The organism is Klebsiella sp. DY2415 (assembly GCF_026314315.1).
Taxonomy (GTDB): domain Bacteria; phylum Pseudomonadota; class Gammaproteobacteria; order Enterobacterales; family Enterobacteriaceae; genus Klebsiella; species Klebsiella ornithinolytica.
The window spans coordinates 1,654,479-1,673,523 of record NZ_CP111115.1 but is presented as its reverse complement, the minus strand read 5'-3'; the positions used below and the strand labels follow the sequence as shown (position 1 = coordinate 1,673,523).

The window sequence follows — 19,045 nt, the reverse complement described above, 5'->3', positions numbered from 1 at the left end:
GGGTTCTGTATCAGGAATAATCGGGCGTGAATATCCGGGTATTTCCGCTTGCCGCAGCATTCGCTGTTCGGCAAGCGGAGCTGTTCCGGGAGCGCTCACGCCCGTAACTCAATAATTATTTACCGATAAACTGGCTCAGATTGTCTTTATCTACGCCAACATAAGGTACGCGGACGATCTTATTCTCAATCTTCCAGTTAGTACCCGCTGCCGCTTCTTTACCATCGGCCAGGTTTTTCGCCAGATCGAAGGTCGCTTTCGCCTGGTTGTTAGCATCGTTCAGCACGGTACCGGCCATCGCGCCAGATTTTACCAGCGCCAGTGCTTCAGGCAGGGCATCGACGCCGAATACCGGAATGCTGCTCTTATTGTGAGCCTTCAGCGCTTCAACCGCGCCCATTGCCATCGCATCGTTGTTGGCGATAACCACTTCGATTTTGTTCGCGTTCGGACCTGACAGCCAGGCATCCATCTTATCTTTCGCCTGAGCGGTATCCCACATCGCGGTGTCCATCTGCAGCTGCTGAGTCTTCAGACCTTTGTCATTCAGCTCTTTAACCACGTAAGTGGTACGCGCTTCAGCATCCGGGTGGCCCGGCTCGCCTTTCAGCAGGACATACTGAATCTGACCATCTTTGTTCAGATCCCAGTTCGGATTGGCTTTCCAGTGCTTGGCAATCAGGTCGCCCTGAATAATCCCGGACTCTTTGGAGTCAGTCCCGACGTAGAAGGCTTTGTCATAGCTATCCAGCGCTTTGCGAGACGGCTCTTTGTTAAAGAACACCACCGGTACGTTCTGGCCGCGCGCTTTTTCGATAACGGTGCCAGCCGCTGCCGGGTCCACCAGGTTAATCGCCAGCGCCTTCACCCCTTTTGCCAGCAGGACGTCAATCTGATCGTTCTGTTTGGACTGGTCATTCTGCGAGTCATTCATCAGCAGCTGAACGTCTGGCGCTGATTTGCCGTCTTTCTCAATCGCCTTGCGCACGACCGACATAAAGTTGTCGTCATATTTATAAATGGTTACGCCGATGCGGGTATCCGCTGCGTGTGCCGCGGCACCAAATAACATGCTAGCCATAACAGCAGACAGGGTTAACACCTTCTTATTCATGGAATCTCCGGTTTTATTATGCAGGGTCGTTGGTGTGAAAATAGCCGGCGGGGACTTGTTACATTAGTGTTACCGCACAACAACATTCACGACTGTAAATTCTGTCTTCCGTGTAGGGTAACGCTCCAGAAATAGGACTTAATTAAGCGTTTAGCGCCTTATTGCTACGGTAAAAGTGATTAATCACCGTGACATAGTGGTTCAGACTGGTAAACGAGGCCATCATAATCAGTTGAATGTTAATATACTGTGAATTTACTCACAGATTGAAAGCGGTTACATAAGGCACATCATCAGTTAGTGATCGGCCCCGCAATTTGTCGCGGCATCACCGAATGACGGCGTACCAGCGTTGGCATAAAGCAATGACGCGCTTCATGATCCAGTTTGCCTGCCGCCCCCAGCAGAGCCAGCTCCGTTGCCAGCTTTGCCATTGACATAACAGGATAGCGCACGGTCGTCAGCTGTGGGTCGGTGTAACGAGAAATAGGGATGTCGTCAAAGCCGATCAGCGACAAATGCTGCGGTACCGCAATGCCGTTATCTTTGAGCGTCGTCAGCGCCCCGGCCGCCATGCTGTCATTGTAGGCAAAGACCGCGGTGAGGCCTAAATTGCGCCCCAGCAGCTCAACCATAGCCGCTTCTCCACCCTGCATATCCGGCGTGCCCGAGCCGATCCAGCTGTCTGGTGCAATAATATTTTGTTCCTGTAACGCCTTACACCACCCTTCCCGGCGCATATCGTCATCTTCAATGCCGTGGTTTGAGGAGAGGTAGCCTATGCGCTGATGGCCGTGGTTCAGCAGCATCCGCGTGGCCATCAGCGCCCCGCTGACGTTATCCAGCCCCACGCAGCGGTGCGCGTAGCCGGGCACAATGCGGTTAATCAGCACCATCCCCGGAATATGCTCCATAAAGTCGCCAAGCTCTTCATCGCTGAGGGCTTTGGAATGGACGATCAGCGCGGAACAGCGCTGGCGAATCAGCACCTCGATGGCATGACGCTCTTTTTCCGCCTCATGGTAGCTATTGCCGATCAACACATATTTCTGGTGCTGCTGAGCGACCGTATCCACCGCTTTGACCAGCGCGCCGAAAAAGGCATCCGACACATCCATCACCACCACGCCAATGGTGTCGCTGACCTGCGTCGCCAGCGCCTGGGCGTTGGCGTTCGGCCGGTAGCCCAGCTGCGTTACCGCTTTCATTACATTTTCCCGCGTATCCGGGCTCACCAGCGCGCTGTTGTTCAGCACGCGCGAGACGGTCGCCACGGAAACGCCCGCCTGACGGGCGACATCACGAATGGTGATCATGCTTACCGCCCTTAAGAGAATTGCAATACGTCACACCCACCTCCTGTGTTCAGCAAGGTGGCTATTCTGGCAGCGACGTGCTGCACGCTACGTGAGAGAGGTCACAAGCCTGGAAACGGTTACATCCGTTTTGTTAATGATTGTGATCGAGATCGTTATCTGGATGTGTTTTTTAGTGATGTCCCCGACGCACGCAGGGTTAACTGACGCCACAGCCATTCCACCGGCCCCTGACGGAAATGACGTAGCCAAAAGAGAGAGAAGGTGATATTTACCGCCCAGACCGGCACCACGAAAGCCAGCAACTGCAGACGGTCAAACTTCATAAACAGGCCAAAACGGTAAAAAATAGTGGTGCAGACCAGCGTTTGCAGCAGATAGTTGGTAAGCGCCATCCGCCCGACGCAGGCGATAGCCCCCACCAGCCGCAGCCTGCACAGCTGCGGCCAGAAGCCCCATGCCAGCGCGGCATAGCCTATGGTCTGCAGCGGGGCGCCCAGTTCGCGAGGAGCCTGTAACAGGAACGCACACCAGCGAGGATTCCACCCCAGATGCCACTGGGCAAAAATAGCCGGCAGATTGACGGCCATGCCGGCGACAATCAGCAGGGCGCCGGTGCGGCGATAGTGGCTAAGGCTAAACTGCCCTTTTAACCAGCCGCTGCGCATCAGCGCCGCTCCCATTAGCATCATCCCCGCCAGCTGCCAGCCGTACTGCGCCCCCAGCGCCAGCAGGTTATCGGAGAGCATATCGGCACGGTTGCTGACCGCCTCCAGCCCGCCGTTCAGCTTCCAGTATTGCTCATACTGTAAGTTGGCCGCATCGGGCACCCATGAACGGTTCGGCGCGCCGCCGGAAATCACGCCGAGCAGCACGAGCACCGCAACACCGATGACGTAGAGCACGACGCCGGTGTTAAACAGCGATTTGATGTGATGCGCATCGCGCACCATGCGCCACGCCACCAGCCCCACCAGCGCATAGGCCAGCAGGATATCGCCATCCCAGAACAACAGACCGTGGATAAAACCCAGCAGCGCCAGGAGCGTCAGGCGCGACTGGATCCAGCGCTTGCCGCGAGGCAGCAGCATCTGTAGTCCGGCGCCAAACAGCAAGGCAAACAGCGTCAGAAATTTGACCTGCGCAAACAGATCGAGAATTGCCCAGGTCCAGGCATCGCTGAGGGAAATGCTCCCGGACCACGCCGGGTTGAGGTAGGCGGCCTTCGGCAAGCCGAAGGCGCTGATATTGAGAAGCAGGATCCCAAGGATGGCGACGCCGCGCACAAAGTCCAGCGTGACATTTCGCTCCATCTGCCCTGCTCCGTATTTTAGTTGTGGTGACGTACGGCGCGCAGGAACTCCTGGCGAGTATTCTGGCTGGATTTAAACAGGCCGCCCAGAGAGGTCGTCGTCGTGGCACTGGTGGCATCACGGATGCCGCGCGCTTTGACGCAGTAATGCACCGCATCAATGGATACCGCAACGTTGCTGGTGCCCAGCAGCGTCTGCAGCGCCGTTAAAATCTGCTGAGTCAGTCGCTCCTGCACCTGCGGGCGCTGAGAGAAGAACTGCACGATACGGTTAATTTTCGACAGGCCGATGACCGAATCTTTCGGGATATAGGCTACCGTCGCTTTACCATCAATAGTGACAAAGTGGTGTTCACAGGTGCTGGTCAAGGTAATGTCACGCACGGTGACCATTTCATCGACCTGCATTTTGTTTTCGATAACGGTGATTTTTGGGAACCTGGCATAATCCAGCCCGGAAAAAATCTCATCGACGTACATCTTGGCGATGCGTCGTGGCGTTTCCATCAGGCTGTCATCAGTTAGATCAAGATTCAGCAGTTGCATAATCTCGGTCATGTGTCCGGCAATCAAGCTCTTGCGAGTTTCATTATCAATTTCTTGTACTGGCGGACGCAGCGGCGTCTCCAGCCCACGAGCGACCAGCGCTTCATGAACGAGTATGGCTTCTTTACTCAGTGCTGACATTTAGGTTCTCCTGCAGGTGTGGCGCTCTTTGCTCTTCTGCGGGCAAAGTTTGCATTCATTGTGCGTGAGGTGGCGCACATAATCCAGTAGCCGAAACGATAATTATTGAAATTTGCGTGAGCTATTGATCCCTCGCGACGGGCCCTGCCTGCCGCTAATTAAACTTGCCCTACTCGCCTTTCACTCAGCCACTTAGCGCCACGCGGTATGGCACCGTTTCCGGCGGGCGGGCAGCTGCGGGCATGTTGGCTAAAAGTTGCATTAATGATGCAATATGTTCCTCAAAGGAGGAAGTGAAAGTTACTCACGGGTAGATGAAATATCTGTATTATGACCTGACACCCGCATTTACCTTCCTGAGGAGCCCTGCATGGAATTGCTTGAAGAGCATCGCTGTTATGAAGGTCGGCAGCAACGCTGGCGGCACGACTCCAGTACCCTGAACTGTGCAATGACGTTCAGTATTTTTTTACCTCCCCTGCGTGATGAGACGCCGCCGCCGGTGCTCTACTGGCTGTCGGGGCTGACCTGCAATGATGAAAACTTCACCACCAAAGCGGGCGCCCAGCGTATCGCTGCCGAACTTGGCCTTGTGCTGGTGATGCCGGATACCAGCCCTCGCGGCGATGATGTCGCCGACGATAGCGGTTGGGATCTGGGCAAAGGCGCAGGTTTTTACCTGAATGCCAGCCAGGCGCCGTGGTCTGCGCATTTCCAGATGTACGACTACCTGCGTGACGAACTGCCGCAGCTCATCCGTTCGCAGTTTCACGTCAGCGAGCGCTGCGCAATCAGCGGTCACTCGATGGGCGGGCACGGCGCACTGATCATGGCGCTGAAAAACCCGGGTCGCTTTACCAGCGTTTCCGCTTTCGCGCCCATCGTTAACCCTACGCAGGTTCCCTGGGGGCAAAAAGCCTTCACCGCCTATCTGGGGGCCGATGAATCGACCTGGCAGGCGTGGGACAGCTGCGCATTAATGCAGGCCAGCCAGCCCGGCGATGCCATTCCGACGCTGATAGACCAGGGCGATAACGACACATTCCTCGCGCTACAGCTGCAGCCGGCGGTGCTGGCAGAGTGCGCGCGGCAGAAGGCGTGGCCGTTAACCCTGAGAATTCAGCCCGGCTACGATCACAGCTACTATTTCATTGCTTCATTTATCGAAGATCATCTGCGTTTTCATGCCCGCTATCTGCTGGCCTGATTGCCTGCCGGTGTGCCGCAGCCTCGTCGCGGCGCACCGTTTCCCGCTGGCCCGACCGCCGCGCAATGGCATGCGTCATTCAACAATCACCGTTTCTTTATTCTTCGACAGCAGGATCTTTATCAGCTCAATATAAGAAACCGGTTTAAAAAAATAATAACCTTGTAACAGCGTGATATTTTTCCGGTTGAGATAATTCAGCTGCTCTACGGTTTCAACGCCCTCAGCCACAATACGCAATGAGAGCTTGCGCGCCATTTCAAGCACGCAGTCCAGCAGCTTCGTCGATTCATCGAGGCCGTTCACCCGACCGACAAAGCTTTTATCGATCTTTATGTAGTCAATGTTCAAATCATGAAGATAAGACAGCCCTGAATACCCGGTGCCAAAATCATCCAGCGCAATTGTAAAACCGCGGGCGTGCAGAGTGTTCAGATTCGCGATCAGCTGCTCATCGACGTGGAGCGGTTCACGTTCGGTGACTTCAAGCACCAGCGTTAAATTCTTGTTCTGGAAACCGTCGCGGTATTTCAGACAGTCATGCATAAACTGAGGCGAACTGATATGTGAAGCGCTGAAGTTGATACCAATATGAAAACCATCGGGCAGCTTGCTGGTGATTTTGTTCATCTGCACCACCACCTGCGCCATCAGGCTTTGGGTTAAGGGAATAATCAGTCCCGTTCGTTCCGCGAGGGGGATAAATGTCACCGGTGAAATAAGCCCCAGTCGCGGATGTTTCCATCTGGCCAACACCTCGACGCCATAGATAGCCCCGCTGCGGCCATTAACCACCGGCTGGTAAAAAGGAACGATCTCCCCGTTTTCAATGGCTTTACGCAAGTTATCCTCGGGGGTCGTGTATTTGTTCGCATACTTCAGCAGGATCCAGGCCAGGGCGCATGCCACGAACAGAATAAAGATCAACAAACCAGCCCCCTGATTAATCATTCGTTTAACACTAAAAAACGCCGGGAGATTGTATTCAATAGCAAACATAAATTCGGCCGATCGGAAATATGCGGTGGTACTGCGGCTTAAGTCGGTGTTTCTGACATCGCCTGCCGTTCCGATAGTGCGGTCACCCACCACTAAGGCAAATTGCGTATTCTGTATATTGCTGCTCAGCGCATCGCGAATATGTACATCGCTGATGCTGATGACGGCTTTTCCGGCCGGAAAACGCGTTTGCCAGGCGAGAATCGGCCGACTGTTCACGGTATTTCTCGCGGGAATCAGCATTAACCGGGTGTCCGGCATATCGTTGAAATTCAACAGCAGAACCCGATTTCCCGGCAGGGAAGAACACCAGATTTTATCGTCCTTAATAATCAAAATCGTTCTGAGGTGTGGTTTAAGCGCCGCCTCCGTCCCAAGTTGAAACTGGCCTTCCGGCGTACAGCCTCTGCTCGCCACCTCCAGCGCGGTTGTTGTCGCCTGGCGCGCCTCCTCAAGGATGGCATCAATTCTTTTCGCGGCATGATGTGCGGCATTGGCGCTATTTATTCTGGCGGAGTACCACAGCTGTATATTCAAAATAGACACGCCGATGAGGATAAAAAATACAGCAACGAAAACAGGGAGTATGACATTGCGCATTATTGTTCTCTGTCAATGGAGATGCGATTAATGAATAACGTCGACATGCTCACCATTGATCCTCATGACGTCAGTCATGTTCTCAATCTTAACCCTGCCCTCTGAATGTGTTCTGGACACCAGCGGAAATAACCGGCGGATATTACCACTCACCGTCGAATTTCAGTTCTGAACAAACCGGAGGAAGTCATCCATCCTGATAGAGAATGGGAGCGTCTCTCCCTATAGTGTATACGCCATTTCGCGCCGCGCCTGTTTGTGTGATAACGGCGCCAGCGCATTGAAAAACATCCGCAAAAACAACTCACCGTCGGCATTGTGGAAACACCGACGGCGATGTAAGGTCAGGCCATCATGATGCAAAGCCGGCCAGAGGTTTATCCAGGGGCAGACAGCAGTCGCCATCTGCCCTCTTTCCGCTTCGATCAGAAGCGGTAGTCCACGGCCATAAAGTAGCGACGACCTTCTTCGGTATAGCTATAGTCGTCGCGGCTCAGATCTTTATCCCCCACGTTCAGCACGCCTGAACGCAGCTTCACGCTCTTCGTCACCTGCCAGGCCGCACCGATATCAAACATGGTGTAGCCGCCCGGGGTTTTCGAGGTGGCGCTGACAGCGCGCTGCTCGCCGGTATAATTCGCGGTGACGTAGAAGGACCAGTCATCCAGCGGCTTCCAGTCCAGCGTCCCGTTGGCGGTGTGGAACGGCAGCGATTGCAGCGGTTTGTCGCCACCGTTGCTGAGATCGCGGCCATCGTTATAGGTGTAGTTCACCGTCAGCTTCCACTCGTCGCCGAACGGCACTTTGACTTCGGTTTCCACCCCTTTAATACGCGCTTTGTTGACGTTGAAGTAGCGGAAGACCGGTACGCGTTTGCCGTTGACCGTTTTCCAGCCGACAAAGTTCGGGTAGCCCGGCGCTTCGCTGGCGCTGGAGGTTCGCAGAATATCGATCATATCGTCGACGTTATTCTGGAAGGTGGTCACGCTGCCTTCTACGCCATCCAGCAGCCCCTCTTCGCCGCGGTAGTAGAGGCCAAGTTCGAAGCTTTCGCTGGTTTCCGGCTTCAGGTCCGGGTTACCAATGATGCTGCACGAGCCACGGCAGGAGTTGGTGGTCCAGTCCGGGTTCAGCTGCAGCAGCGACGGCGCTTTAAAGGCCGTGGCCCAGCCGCCTTTTACGGTGACCGTATCGGTTGCGTTGTAGACGAGGTAAGCACGTGGACTCCAGTGATCGCCGTAGGTTTGATGGTCGTCCATACGAATACCGGTGGTCAGCGCCAGCGGTTCGAAAATACGCCACTCATCCTCAACAAACAGCGCGTACTGGCTGGCAGAGGTGGATTTTCCGCCGCTGCTCAGGTTGACCGGATCTTTCAGTTTATCGTGGCGCCATTCGCCACCGAAGGTCAGCAGCTGGTTAATCATCCCCAGCGGCAGAACGTACTTGCCGTCAACGGCATTGCTTTCAGAGGTGATCGTCCCGTCCTGGCCTGGGTTTTTGTTATCGACTTTTTCGCCATAAAACTTCAGTTCGCTATTGCCCACGTCCCAACGGCCGTTATGGCTCAGGGAGTAGTTCTGGCGTTCCAGACGGTTGCGGTCGAGGGAGTCGGAATCGCGATCCTGGCGATCGAAGCCATAGCCGGCGGTGATGTCCTGGTTATCGGTCGGCGTCCAGGCAAACTCAACGTTGCCATCGCGGCTGGTAAAACCTTCAATACGCGGCGTTTCGCCGGCGGCATTGCTGGAGGGCTGCTGATCGTCTTTCGCGCGTTTTGCCAGGTTGCCGTAGGCTTTCATCCCCAGCACGCCGTCAATCAGCGGGCCGCTGGTAAAGAACTGACCGTTGTAGGTATCACCGCGATCGCGATGTTCCTGAATCGTGGTATCGGCACTCAGGGTTCCGGTCCACTTCTGGCCGACTTTTTTGGTGATGATGTTCACCACGCCGCCGAGGGCGTCGGAACCATAGAGGGAAGACATCGGCCCGCGGACCACTTCAATGCGTTCGATGGCATCGACCGGGATCCAGTTTAAATCGAAATCGTTATGGCGGAAGACCGCGTTGCGCGAGTTGACGCGTTTGCCGTCGACCAGAATCAGCGTATAGCTGCTGTCGAGGCCGCGAATGCTGACGCCCTTGCGGTTGTCGCCTTCGTTGGTGAGCTGCACACCTGGCACGTCGCGCAGGACATCCTTCAGGTTCTGGACCGGGCGGCGCTGCAGATCTTGCTGAGTAATAACGCTGATACTGGCTGGCGCATCTTTGACGCTCTGTTCAGTCGCCGCGGCGGTGACGACCAGCGTTTCTTCATTCACTTCGGCTGCGGCCGGAAACGCCAGCGATACGACGGATGCGCACAATCCCGCCCGGACAAAAGGGTTTAACCTGAACATTCCATATCTCCATGAGGTCTATAACGAATCAAACAAAAGGTGCAATTAACACGTACTGTCGGCGCACCGCTCATTGGCGGTACGCGCGGTCTTTTTTTACAGTTGACGTGGCTGGTCGCCCCTTGCTGGTTGTTCATGACCGGCAAGACAGGGAGATTGGCTTCATCCTGATTTTGATGAGGATGATAAAGATAATGATTTCGATTATCAATAAAATTATGAAGAACTGTATCAATTTGTAAGGCGTACAGCATAAAAAAAACCCTCTTTAAAAGAGGGTTTTGCGGGAACGATTACAACAAACTTCGGCCGTCAGCCTTTAAATCGCTGTGGGAACTTCATTTCGCTATAGCGGACGAAACGGGTACCTTTTGCCAGCTTATAACCAAACCAGATCACCAGGAACAGCGGGATACCGATATAGGTTGCGGCCACGCCACCCCAGTCGATGGTGTCTTTCAGGAACGCTTCATAGTTCTGGCCCAGCGTGATAATCAGGCACAGCACGAAGGCAAAGATCGGCCCCAGCGGGAAGAACCCTGAACGGTACGGCAGATTGTTAAGATCGTTGCCCTGCAGCACGTAGCCGCGACGGAAACGATAGTGGCTGATGGCGATCCCCAGCCAGGCGATGAAACCGGTCATCCCGGAGGTGTTCAGCAACCACAGGTAAACGGTCTGGTTACCAAACATCGAGCTCAGGAAGCACAGCGCGGCAATCACCGTCGTGGCATACAGCGCATTACGCGGCACGCCGCCACGGGACAGCTTCGAGAAGATGCGCGGAGCTTTGCCATCGCAGGCCAGGGTATAGAGCATACGCGTTGACGCATACATTCCCGAGTTACCCGCCGACAGCACCGCCGTCAGGATAACCGCGTTCATGATTGCCGCCGCAGACAGCAGGCCCGCATGCTGGAACACCAGGGTGAACGGGCTGACGGAAATGTCTTTCACGTCGTTACGCAGCAGACTTGGATCGGTATACGGAATGATCAGACTGATAATCAAAATCGCGAAGACATAGAACAGCAGGATACGCCAGAACACCTGGCGCACCGCACGCGGAATATTCTTTTCCGGATTTTCGGATTCGCCCGCGGCAATACCAATAAGCTCGGTGCCCTGGAACGAGAAGCCGACGATCATCGCCACGCCTATCATCGCGGAGAAACCACCGGCAAACGGCGCGTCATCGATGGCCCAGTTGCTCCAGCCCGCAGGCTGCGCGCCTTTAAAGATACCGACGATCATCATCACGCCGACAACAATAAAGATAATTACGGTGGCCACTTTGATCAGCGAGAACCAGTATTCCGCTTCGCCAAAGCCTTTAACCGAGATCCAGTTCAGCAGGAACATAATACCGAGGAACAGGGCGCTCCAGATCCAACCCGGCGTATCCGGGAACCAGTAGCTCATTACCAGCTGAGACGCCACGAGGTCAACGGCGATGGTCACCGCCCAGTTATACCAGTAGTTCCAGCCCAGCGCGAAGCCAAAGCCCTCTTCGACATAGTTCTGACCGTAAGTCGCAAAGGAACCAGATACCGGCATATACGCCGCCAGTTCACCCAGGCTGGTCATCAGGAAATAGACCATCAGACCGATCAGAATATAGGAAAGCAGTGCGCCGCCAGGGCCTGCCTGAGAAATAGTTGCACCAGATGCAACGAAAAGACCTGTACCGATGGAACCGCCAATAGCGATCATGGTCAAGTGGCGCGCCTTCAGTTCACGGCGTAGGCCGGGCGCTTCTGTGGTTTTAGTATCCGAAACCATGTGAAAATGCTATCCATCCAAAAAACGAGGCGCGATTGTAGCAGACGATCCGGGTTCTATCCGGTACAAATGCGAAGTTATAAGAGAGCTTCATGATCGACAATGGATTATTAGTAAAGCACTAATCCCCGGAAATGCCAGTCATAATCTGCTGATCTCTCACGATAATACCCTTGCTAGCCGCCGATGATTTATACCTGACAGTAGCGCAGAAAACGTTGTAATGCCTTGGAAATATGCTTTTGCCGATGGTGAATCCGCCACAGAGTGCGGGTCAGATTAGGCAGCGGGACCGGCAGTTCAACCAGCGATCCCACCTCCAGCTGTTCGGCGATAACCCGCCGGGAGAGGCAGCTGATGCCCAGGCCGTGACGCACGGCGTGTTTGATAGCTTCCGAATTGCCGAGCTCCATGCCCAGATGAAACGCCGGCAGATGCGACAGCAGCAGGTAGTCAACGATTTCGCGGGTGCCGGAGCCATGTTCACGCAGGATCCACGGCGCTTCCGCCAGCCGTTGCAGCGTCACCTCCCCTTCCAGCAGCGGCGAATCCGGTGCGGCGAACACCACGAGCTCATCTTCCAGCCATGGCTCGGCGATAATGTCTGCCGCATGACATGGCCCTTCGATAAGCCCGATATCCACCCGCAGATCGGCGACCGCATTAATCACGTCCTGGCTATTGCCCACGCTCAGCTCCAGCGGCAGGTCGGGAAAATCTCGGCGATAGTGGGCGATAATTTCCGGCAGGATATAGTTGCCGATCGTGCTGCTGGCATAAACCCGGATCGCGCCATTGTCGCCGCGAAACAGCTGCTCAATCTCTAGCGCGCGCTCCAGTAATGCCAGCGCCCGCGGGTAGAGAAGCCGGCCATGTTCGTTTACCACCAGCCGCTTGCCGACGCGGTCAAACAGCTGCACGCCCAGCTGCCCCTCCAGATCGGTCAGCGCCGCGCTGACCGCCGATTGAGAAAGCGCCAGCATCTGTGACGCCTGGGTCGTTGACCCGCTCTTTAGCACCTCAGCAAATACTTCCAGCTGCCGTAGCGTGATATGCATAACTCATCCTGCCTTCATTTATATACAGCGTGGCTCTCCGACAACCGGTCGATGGTGAGAATGCCACTCCAGACGCGAAAATATTCGCATATACCCTGAATAATTCGAGTTGCAGGACAAGACGGTTAACCGTCCTGAACAGCGTTTACGCTGGCCCCAAAGGGTTCAGGCCATAGGCCGAATCATGCGGCCAGAGAGCAAGTCCCCCAGGCACTTACTGAAACATGTGACTGGGGTAAGTAAGCGCAGCCAACGCACAGCACCTTGATGTATGGCGGGTATACCACTTATTCCGATTGATTATAAATATATAATCAATTTTATATTTAAACCAGTCCGTCGTAATCTTTACACAGACAAAGGAGAAGGTTATGACAGCACTCACTTTACCGACTAAACATCGCACCCTATGGCATTTTATCCCGGGACTTGCGCTGACCGCCGTTCTGACCGGCGCTGCGCTTTGGGCTGGTAGCTTTTCCGCTATCGCCGGCGCCGGCTTCAGCGCCCTGACGCTGGCCATCTTATTCGGTATGGTCATCGGTAACACGATTTACCCTAAGCTCTGGCAATCCTGTGATGGCGGCGTGATCTTTGCCAAACAACATCTGTTACGACTCGGCATTATTTTATACGGTTTTCGCCTGACGTTCGCCCAAATCGCCGATGTCGGCGTCAGCGGTATCACTATCGACGTACTGACGCTGACCAGCACCTTTTTTATCGCCTGTTACCTCGGGCAGAAGGTCTTCGGCCTCGACAAACATACCAGCTGGCTGATTGGCGCCGGTAGCAGCATCTGCGGCGCCGCCGCAATTCTGGCTACCGAGCCGGTCGTCAAGGCGGAAGCCAGTAAAGTGACCGTCGCGGTGGCTACGGTAGTCATTTTCGGTACCCTGGCTATCTTCCTCTATCCGGCGATGTATCCGATGCTGGCGCACTGGTTCACGCCGGAAGCCTATGGCATCTATATGGGCTCTACGATGCATGAGGTGGCGCAGGTCGTAGCCGCAGGACATGCAATCAGCCCGGATGCGGAAAATGCCGCGGTGATTGCGAAAATGCTGCGCGTGATGATGCTGGCTCCGTTCCTGCTGTTTATGGCCGCTCGCGTCAAACAGCTGGCGCCAGAGGGTCAGGGAGAAAAAAGCAAAATCACCATTCCGTGGTTTGCCATCCTGTTCATTCTGGTGGCGGTGTTTAACTCTTTCCACCTGTTGCCAAAACCGGTCGTCGACATGCTGGTGACGCTCGATACCGTCCTTCTGGCGATGGCGATGGCGGCACTGGGGCTGACCACTCACGTCAGCGCGCTGAAAAAAGCCGGTGCTAAACCGCTGCTGATGGCCTTGATACTGTTCGTCTGGCTGATCGTCGGCGGGGGTGCCATCAACCTGGTGATTCACAGCCTGATGGCATAACCCGGTCGCGTGAACGCACGCATTCGTTGATGTAACTCTGCAGTTAAGCCGCTATCATTACTCTCCACCCAGCGGCTTAACTGGAGCTTTTTTATGAAATACATTGGAGCGCACGTCAGCGCCTCCGGCGGACTGGCCAATGCCGCCATTCGCGCCGCCGAAATCGACGCCACCGCCTTCGCGCTGTTTACCAAAAACCAGCGGCAATGGCGAGCTGCCCCGCTCAGCGACGAAACAATTGCTGAATTCAAAGCCGCCTGCGAAAAATACCGCTTTGGTCCCGGACAAATCCTGCCGCACGACAGCTACCTGATTAACCTCGGCCACCCGGTTGAGGAGGCGCTGGAAAAATCTCGCGATGCCTTTATCGATGAACTGAGCCGCTGCCAGCAGCTCGGACTGACGCTGCTCAATTTCCATCCCGGCAGCCACCTGCAGCAGATACCGGAGGACGAGTGCCTGGCGCGTATTGCCGAGTCCATTAATATTGCATTGGCTAAAACCGAAGGCGTGACCGCCGTCATTGAAAATACCGCCGGCCAGGGCAGCAATCTCGGTTTCCAGTTTGAACACCTGGCCGCCATTATTGACGGCGTGGAGGACAAATCCCGCGTCGGCGTCTGCATTGATACCTGCCACGCCTTTGCCGCCGGTTATGACCTGCGTAGCGCAGAAGCGTGTGAGAAAACCTTCGCCGACTTCGAACGTATTGTCGGTTTCCGCTATCTGCGCGGCATGCACCTCAACGATGCTAAAAGCGCCTTCGGCAGCCGCGTTGACCGCCACCACAGCCTGGGCGAAGGCAATATCGGCCACGACGCTTTCCGCTGGATCATGCAGGACAGCCGCTTCGATGGTATCCCGTTGATTCTGGAAACCATTAACCCGGATATCTGGGCAGAAGAGATTGCCTGGCTGCGAGCGCAACAAACGGAAGAGGCCTCGGCCTGACGCCAGCCGCGTGCGGGCCGTGTGAAACGTATCGCTACGTAGAGAAGTAGAACAGAAAAAGGGCCGAATATTCGGCCCTTTTGTTTTATTACGACGCTCTATCGCGGAGGATAACTCAGGCCGCTTTTTCCGCGGTCTGTCCTTCCGGACGTTTCAGCACCGCATAGGAGAGACCGGCCACCAGGGTACCGGCAACAATCGCCAGCAGATAACCAACCACTGGGGTAATCGCGCCAGGAATCAGCAGGACGAACAGACCGCCGTGCGGCGCCATCAGTTTCGCTCCGATAGCCATAGAGATTGCACCAGTCACCGCGCCGCCTACGATACAGCATGGCAGGACACGCATCGGGTCACGGGCAGCAAACGGAATGGCCCCTTCAGAGATAAAGCACAGACCCAGAACCAGCGCCGCTTTCCCCCCTTCCCGTTGCCCTTTATCAAACTTATTGCGGGCAACCAGCGTGGCGATACCCATTGCCAGCGGTGGCACCATACCGGCCGCCATAATCGCCGCCATCGGTGCGTAGGTTTGGGTACTCAGCAGACCGACGCCGAAGGCATAGGCTGCTTTGTTCACCGGGCCCCCCATGTCGGTACACATCATCGCGCCGAGAATTGCGCCCAACAGTACGGCGTTCGCCGTTCCCATCGTTTGCAGCCAGTGGGTCAGCCCTGCCAGAATACCGGCAACAGGTTTGCCAATCAGGTAAATCATCGCCAGGCCGACGATCAGGCTGGAGACCAGCGGAATGATCAGAATCGGTTTCAGCGCTTCCATGCTCGGCGGCAGCTTCAATTTAGTGCTGATCAGTTTAGCAACGTAACCGGCAAGGAAACCGGCGATAATCCCGCCGATAAAGCCGGAACCGCCGCTGACGGCCAGCATCCCGCCGATAAGACCCGGCGTCAGGCCCGGACGGTCGGCAATGGAGAAGGCGATAAAGCCCGCCAGCACCGGAACCATCAACGCAAAGGCTGAACCTCCGCCAATCTGCATCAGCGCGGCGGCAAGGGTATCCTTCACTTCAAAGGCTTTGATACCAAAGGCAAAGGAGAGCGCAATACACAGACCGCCGGCAACGACCATCGGCAGCATATAAGAGACGCCGGTCAGCAGGTGACGATAGGCACCGCCGCCCTCTTTCTTCGCCGCATCAGCCTGCTTGCCGCTCTGACCGGATGGCTGGTACGGTTTCGCTTCAACAACGGCTTTATCCAGTTCCTGGGCCGTTTTCTTCAGCGCCAGACCGGTAGTGGTGCGATACATCGGTTTGCCGGCAAATTTTGCCAGGTCGACTTCAATATCGGCAGCCACAATCACCAGATCCGCCTGCGCCACCTCTTCCGGCGTGATGGCGTTACCTGCGCCGACCGAGCCGCGAGTTTCCACCTTCACCCACCAGCCGCGTTTTTTGGCTTCGGTTTCAATGGCTTCTGCCGCCATAAAGGTATGCGCAACGCCGGTAGGGCAAGCGGTGATCGCCACGATGCGTTTTGCACCACCGGTCGCGGCCGGCAGTGACGCAGCTGCCGGAGCAGCGTACGGCGTCGCATGGCTTTTCGCTTCGCTCAGGAACAGCTCCGGATGCGCAACGGCGCGATTAATATCGCCGAGGAACACCTGTTTACCGCTCAGCGCGCTATCCGCCGGCAGGGCAGTGCCGAGAACGATCGCCAGTTCAGCGTCGTTCGGGTTATCGGTCAGTTCAAGATGCGCTTTATGCGCTGCGGTACCCAGCAGGGTTTTCGCCATATAGGCGCGCGCCTGTCCAAGTCCGGCATCAATAATCAGCAGCGTTTTCATTATGCCTCTCCTGCTGTCAATTAAAGGGTTTTAAGTCGACACGCGCCATCATGGCGGCCAACTGGGTACGATCGGTAATACCGACATTGCTCTGGCTAACCGCCAGCGCCGCAACGGCAGTGGCCAGACGCAGCGTATGCTCGCTGGATTCACGCATCAGCAGGCCGTAGATCAGACCGCCAACCATGGAATCCCCGGCACCAACGGTGCTGACCACTTCGACGGAAGGCGGTTTCGCAATCCATTCGCCCGAGGCGTTAACCCACAGCGCACCCTCTTCGCCGAGGGAGATAACCACGTGGGCAATGCCCTGCTCGCGCAGCGCATGCGCCGCATCAATCACGTCTTTCATTTCCGGCAGCTTACGGCCCGCCCAAATTTCCAGCTCGCGACGGTTTGGCTTCACCAGCCACGGCGCGGCTTTCAGACCGGCAACCAGCGCTTCGCGGCTGCTGTCAAAGATAATGCACGGACACTGGCTGCGCAGGCGAACCATCCAGTCAGTGAAGGCTTCCGGGCTAACGCCTGACGGCAGACTGCCGCTGACGCACACCATGTCGAACTGACCCAGCCAGCTCAGGGAGTCATTCACAAAGCGTTCCCAGTCGGCCGGGGTCACTTCAAAACCGGAGAAGTTGAAATCGGTCACTTCACCATCTTTTTCCGTCAGCTTGACGTTGATGCGCGTCCGCCCCTGCACCACCTGGAAACGGTTGGCAATCCCCAGCTCGCTGAACAGCTGCTGAAAACCATCCTGGTTATCTTTACCAAGAAATCCGCCAACGGTGACGTCAATGCCGAGATCTTTCAGCACTTTCGCCACGTTGATACCTTTCCCGGCGGCATGCAGACCGGTGGTCCGCACAAGGTTGACCTCCCCGCGTTCAATTTCCGGTGTGAAACCCACCAGGTCATACGCCGGGTTTAATGTAATCGTTGCTACACGTCTGCTCATTTATGCGCCCTCCCCAAGGCCTGCGGCGATCGCTTCGCCAATCGCATCCAGCGCCTGTTGCGCATCTTCACCCTGCGCGGTGAAGCGCAGACGGTGGCCTTTCTTCACGCCCAGCGCCACGACTTTCATCAGGCTGCGGCCATTTGCCGGCTTGCCGGATCCGTCCAGATTGGTGACGGTAATGTCGCTGGAAAATTGTTTAATGGTGTTCACCAGCATCGTGCCCGGACGGGCGTGCAGCCCGTGCTCATTGCGCACCACATACTCGGCGCTCAGCACGTCGTCGGCGATAGCCTCGTCGCTGGTCAGCAGCGCCAGCAACGTCGCGCCATCAGACTTCAGCAGACGGTCAGCTTTTTTATCAATAAGCAGATTGCTCAGGCGATTCAGTACCGCGGTAGGCTGTTCATCTGCCATCGCGACGGTTATCAGCAGCGAGACCGGCTGCTCATCGGCGGTAAATGTGCTGGCGGCACGGCTGACCGCAATCGCGCTGCGCAGGTTGCCTTCCGCGCTGTCGTTCAGCCAGATGCCCTGCCCGAGGTTAAGCGGTTTATCATTGATGGTGCGGCTGACGAAAGAGGCGTCAACGGCGCCAGCTTCTTTCAGACGCGCGGCGTTCAGCGCCTGTAAGGTCATCAGGTCGCTGGCAGCGATATCCAGGCTCAGCGTGTCATTATCCAGTTTCAGCGCTTCGCTCTGCTTTTCACCCATCAACAGGGCCCGCAGCTCTTCCGCCGTGGTCGCTGATTTAAGTTGTTCAGCGACTGAATCATCGCTCAGGACGTGGGTCAGCTGACGCAGAAGCCCCAGATGTTCATCCGAGCTGGCGGCGATACCGATTGCCACGTACGCGGTCTGCCCCTCTCCCCAGGTTACGCCCTGCGGAAACTGATAGACCTGAACGCCGGTTTTCAGCACCTGGTCACGCGTGTCGGTAGTCCCGTGCGGGATGGCAATGCCATTGCCAAGGAATGTGGAGGTTTGCTGCTCGCGAGCCAGCATCCCGTTAACGTAGCCTTCCGCCACGTTGCCCGCGCTGACCAGCGCTGCGGCAACCTGACGAACCGCCTCTTCTTTATTACCGGCCTGCTGGCCGGGATGAATATCCTGCACAGATAACTGGAACATGGTTCTCCTCTCCTGCTGTATTGAATCGTTTCAGCTATTTTGCGAAAAAAGGCGTCATCTTCCTGATGGAGAAACTCCCGATGACGCTGAAACGTTTCAATGAGTCTGTACCTTTCTTATCCACTGCGCAAGATCTGTTATCAACCTGATAACGGAAATTAGAGGTGCAGCACACTTTTGCTGAAGCCCGACGTTCGCATTCAGCCAGGCTTCAGCTTTTTGCTGAAATGACTAATTTGAAACTGCTTTTTAATTTTACATACCATACTACTGTTCATTTTCTGAGTGACGGCGTAAACTCCGCTG

15 protein-coding genes are annotated in these 19,045 nt (G+C 55.7%); 3 read left to right on the top strand and 12 right to left on the bottom strand.

All coding sequences use genetic code 11. The annotated features are described in order from the left end of the window. Window positions 1-115: 115 nt before the first annotated feature. The 4 genes from mglB to folE form a co-directional block, all read right to left on the bottom strand. Window positions 116-1,114 (bottom strand): galactose/glucose ABC transporter substrate-binding protein MglB, encoded by a 999-nt coding sequence (mglB, locus tag OQV00_RS07870; protein WP_004864769.1) that lies wholly within the window; start codon window positions 1,112-1,114, stop codon window positions 116-118. A 293-nt stretch (window positions 1,115-1,407) separates the two neighbouring features. Then, window positions 1,408-2,430 (bottom strand): HTH-type transcriptional regulator GalS, encoded by a 1,023-nt coding sequence (galS, locus tag OQV00_RS07865; RefSeq protein ID WP_004864771.1) that lies wholly within the window; start codon window positions 2,428-2,430, stop codon window positions 1,408-1,410. Between the two features lie 155 nt (window positions 2,431-2,585). After that, window positions 2,586-3,743 carry a DUF418 domain-containing protein YeiB gene (gene yeiB, locus OQV00_RS07860; protein ID WP_004864773.1) on the bottom strand — a complete coding sequence of 386 codons (1,158 nt, stop codon included), beginning with the start codon at window positions 3,741-3,743 and terminating at the stop codon, window positions 2,586-2,588. 17 nt (window positions 3,744-3,760) lie between these two features. Next, window positions 3,761-4,429, bottom strand: coding sequence for a GTP cyclohydrolase I FolE (gene folE, locus OQV00_RS07855; RefSeq protein ID WP_004864775.1), 669 nt, complete (start codon window positions 4,427-4,429; stop codon window positions 3,761-3,763). A gap of 370 nt (window positions 4,430-4,799) precedes the next feature. Between folE and fghA the strand changes: the two genes are divergently transcribed. After that, a complete protein-coding gene (gene fghA / locus OQV00_RS07850; protein ID WP_004864777.1) occupies window positions 4,800-5,636 on the top strand; it encodes an S-formylglutathione hydrolase in 837 nt (278 codons plus the stop codon). Window positions 5,637-5,711: 75 nt separating this feature from the next. Here the strand turns inward: fghA and OQV00_RS07845 are convergent, their stop codons facing one another. From OQV00_RS07845 to yieE, 5 genes are all read right to left on the bottom strand, one after another. Continuing rightward, entirely contained in the window at window positions 5,712-7,235 is a 1,524-nt protein-coding gene (locus tag OQV00_RS07845) for an EAL domain-containing protein (protein WP_266280122.1), read from the bottom strand. A 425-nt stretch (window positions 7,236-7,660) separates the two neighbouring features. Next, a complete protein-coding gene (gene cirA, locus OQV00_RS07840) occupies window positions 7,661-9,634 on the bottom strand; it encodes a catecholate siderophore receptor CirA (RefSeq protein WP_015583841.1) in 1,974 nt (657 codons plus the stop codon). Then, a complete protein-coding gene (locus tag OQV00_RS07835) occupies window positions 9,622-9,888 on the bottom strand; it encodes a hypothetical protein (RefSeq protein ID WP_004864783.1) in 267 nt (88 codons plus the stop codon). Before OQV00_RS07835 ends, cirA begins: the two co-directional genes overlap by 13 nt. A 58-nt stretch (window positions 9,889-9,946) precedes the next feature. Next, window positions 9,947-11,416 (bottom strand): amino acid permease, encoded by a 1,470-nt coding sequence (locus OQV00_RS07830; RefSeq protein ID WP_032686702.1) that lies wholly within the window; start codon window positions 11,414-11,416, stop codon window positions 9,947-9,949. 191 nt (window positions 11,417-11,607) lie between these two features. Continuing rightward, on the bottom strand, window positions 11,608-12,474 hold the full coding sequence (gene yieE, locus OQV00_RS07825) for a DNA-binding transcriptional regulator YeiE (protein WP_004864789.1): 867 nt from the start codon (window positions 12,472-12,474) through the stop codon (window positions 11,608-11,610). Window positions 12,475-12,845: 371 nt separating this feature from the next. Between yieE and OQV00_RS07820 the strand changes: the two genes are divergently transcribed. Continuing rightward, window positions 12,846-13,895: a YeiH family protein gene (locus tag OQV00_RS07820; protein WP_004864791.1), complete on the top strand. Its 1,050-nt coding sequence runs from the start codon at window positions 12,846-12,848 to the stop codon at window positions 13,893-13,895. A gap of 93 nt (window positions 13,896-13,988) precedes the next feature. Continuing rightward, on the top strand, window positions 13,989-14,846 hold the full coding sequence (gene nfo, locus OQV00_RS07815; protein ID WP_004864792.1) for a deoxyribonuclease IV: 858 nt from the start codon (window positions 13,989-13,991) through the stop codon (window positions 14,844-14,846). A gap of 115 nt (window positions 14,847-14,961) precedes the next feature. Here nfo and fruA read toward each other — a convergent pair whose 3' ends face one another. From fruA to fruB, 3 genes are read right to left on the bottom strand one after another with little or no spacing between them, the layout of a single operon-like run. Next, complete coding sequence (gene fruA / locus OQV00_RS07810) at window positions 14,962-16,653, bottom strand: PTS fructose transporter subunit IIBC (RefSeq protein WP_004864795.1); 1,692 nt, start codon at window positions 16,651-16,653, stop codon at window positions 14,962-14,964. A gap of 16 nt (window positions 16,654-16,669) precedes the next feature. Then, window positions 16,670-17,608, bottom strand: coding sequence for a 1-phosphofructokinase (gene fruK, locus OQV00_RS07805; protein ID WP_004864796.1), 939 nt, complete (start codon window positions 17,606-17,608; stop codon window positions 16,670-16,672). Then, entirely contained in the window at window positions 17,609-18,739 is a 1,131-nt protein-coding gene (gene fruB / locus OQV00_RS07800) for a fused PTS fructose transporter subunit IIA/HPr protein (RefSeq protein WP_069475767.1), read from the bottom strand. It abuts the gene before it with no gap. Window positions 18,740-19,045 lie beyond the last annotated feature (306 nt).

What these genes read in the sequence shown, in the direction of transcription:
- fruK (WP_004864796.1), bottom strand. Translation starts at nt 17,608, where the DNA reads ATGAGCAGACGTGTAGCAACGATTACATTAAACCCGGCGTATGACCTG.
- cirA (WP_015583841.1), bottom strand. Translation starts at nt 9,634, where the DNA reads ATGTTCAGGTTAAACCCTTTTGTCCGGGCGGGATTGTGCGCATCCGTC.
- yieE (WP_004864789.1), bottom strand. Translation starts at nt 12,474, where the DNA reads ATGCATATCACGCTACGGCAGCTGGAAGTATTTGCTGAGGTGCTAAAG.
- nfo (WP_004864792.1), top strand. Translation starts at nt 13,989, where the DNA reads ATGAAATACATTGGAGCGCACGTCAGCGCCTCCGGCGGACTGGCCAAT.
- fruA (WP_004864795.1), bottom strand. Translation starts at nt 16,653, where the DNA reads ATGAAAACGCTGCTGATTATTGATGCCGGACTTGGACAGGCGCGCGCC.
- mglB (WP_004864769.1), bottom strand. Translation starts at nt 1,114, where the DNA reads ATGAATAAGAAGGTGTTAACCCTGTCTGCTGTTATGGCTAGCATGTTA.
- folE (WP_004864775.1), bottom strand. Translation starts at nt 4,429, where the DNA reads ATGTCAGCACTGAGTAAAGAAGCCATACTCGTTCATGAAGCGCTGGTC.
- fghA (WP_004864777.1), top strand. Translation starts at nt 4,800, where the DNA reads ATGGAATTGCTTGAAGAGCATCGCTGTTATGAAGGTCGGCAGCAACGC.
- OQV00_RS07820 (WP_004864791.1), top strand. Translation starts at nt 12,846, where the DNA reads ATGACAGCACTCACTTTACCGACTAAACATCGCACCCTATGGCATTTT.
- OQV00_RS07830 (WP_032686702.1), bottom strand. Translation starts at nt 11,416, where the DNA reads ATGGTTTCGGATACTAAAACCACAGAAGCGCCCGGCCTACGCCGTGAA.
- OQV00_RS07835 (WP_004864783.1), bottom strand. Translation starts at nt 9,888, where the DNA reads ATGCTGTACGCCTTACAAATTGATACAGTTCTTCATAATTTTATTGAT.
- fruB (WP_069475767.1), bottom strand. Translation starts at nt 18,739, where the DNA reads ATGTTCCAGTTATCTGTGCAGGATATTCATCCCGGCCAGCAGGCCGGT.
- OQV00_RS07845 (WP_266280122.1), bottom strand. Translation starts at nt 7,235, where the DNA reads ATGCGCAATGTCATACTCCCTGTTTTCGTTGCTGTATTTTTTATCCTC.
- galS (WP_004864771.1), bottom strand. Translation starts at nt 2,430, where the DNA reads ATGATCACCATTCGTGATGTCGCCCGTCAGGCGGGCGTTTCCGTGGCG.
- yeiB (WP_004864773.1), bottom strand. Translation starts at nt 3,743, where the DNA reads ATGGAGCGAAATGTCACGCTGGACTTTGTGCGCGGCGTCGCCATCCTT.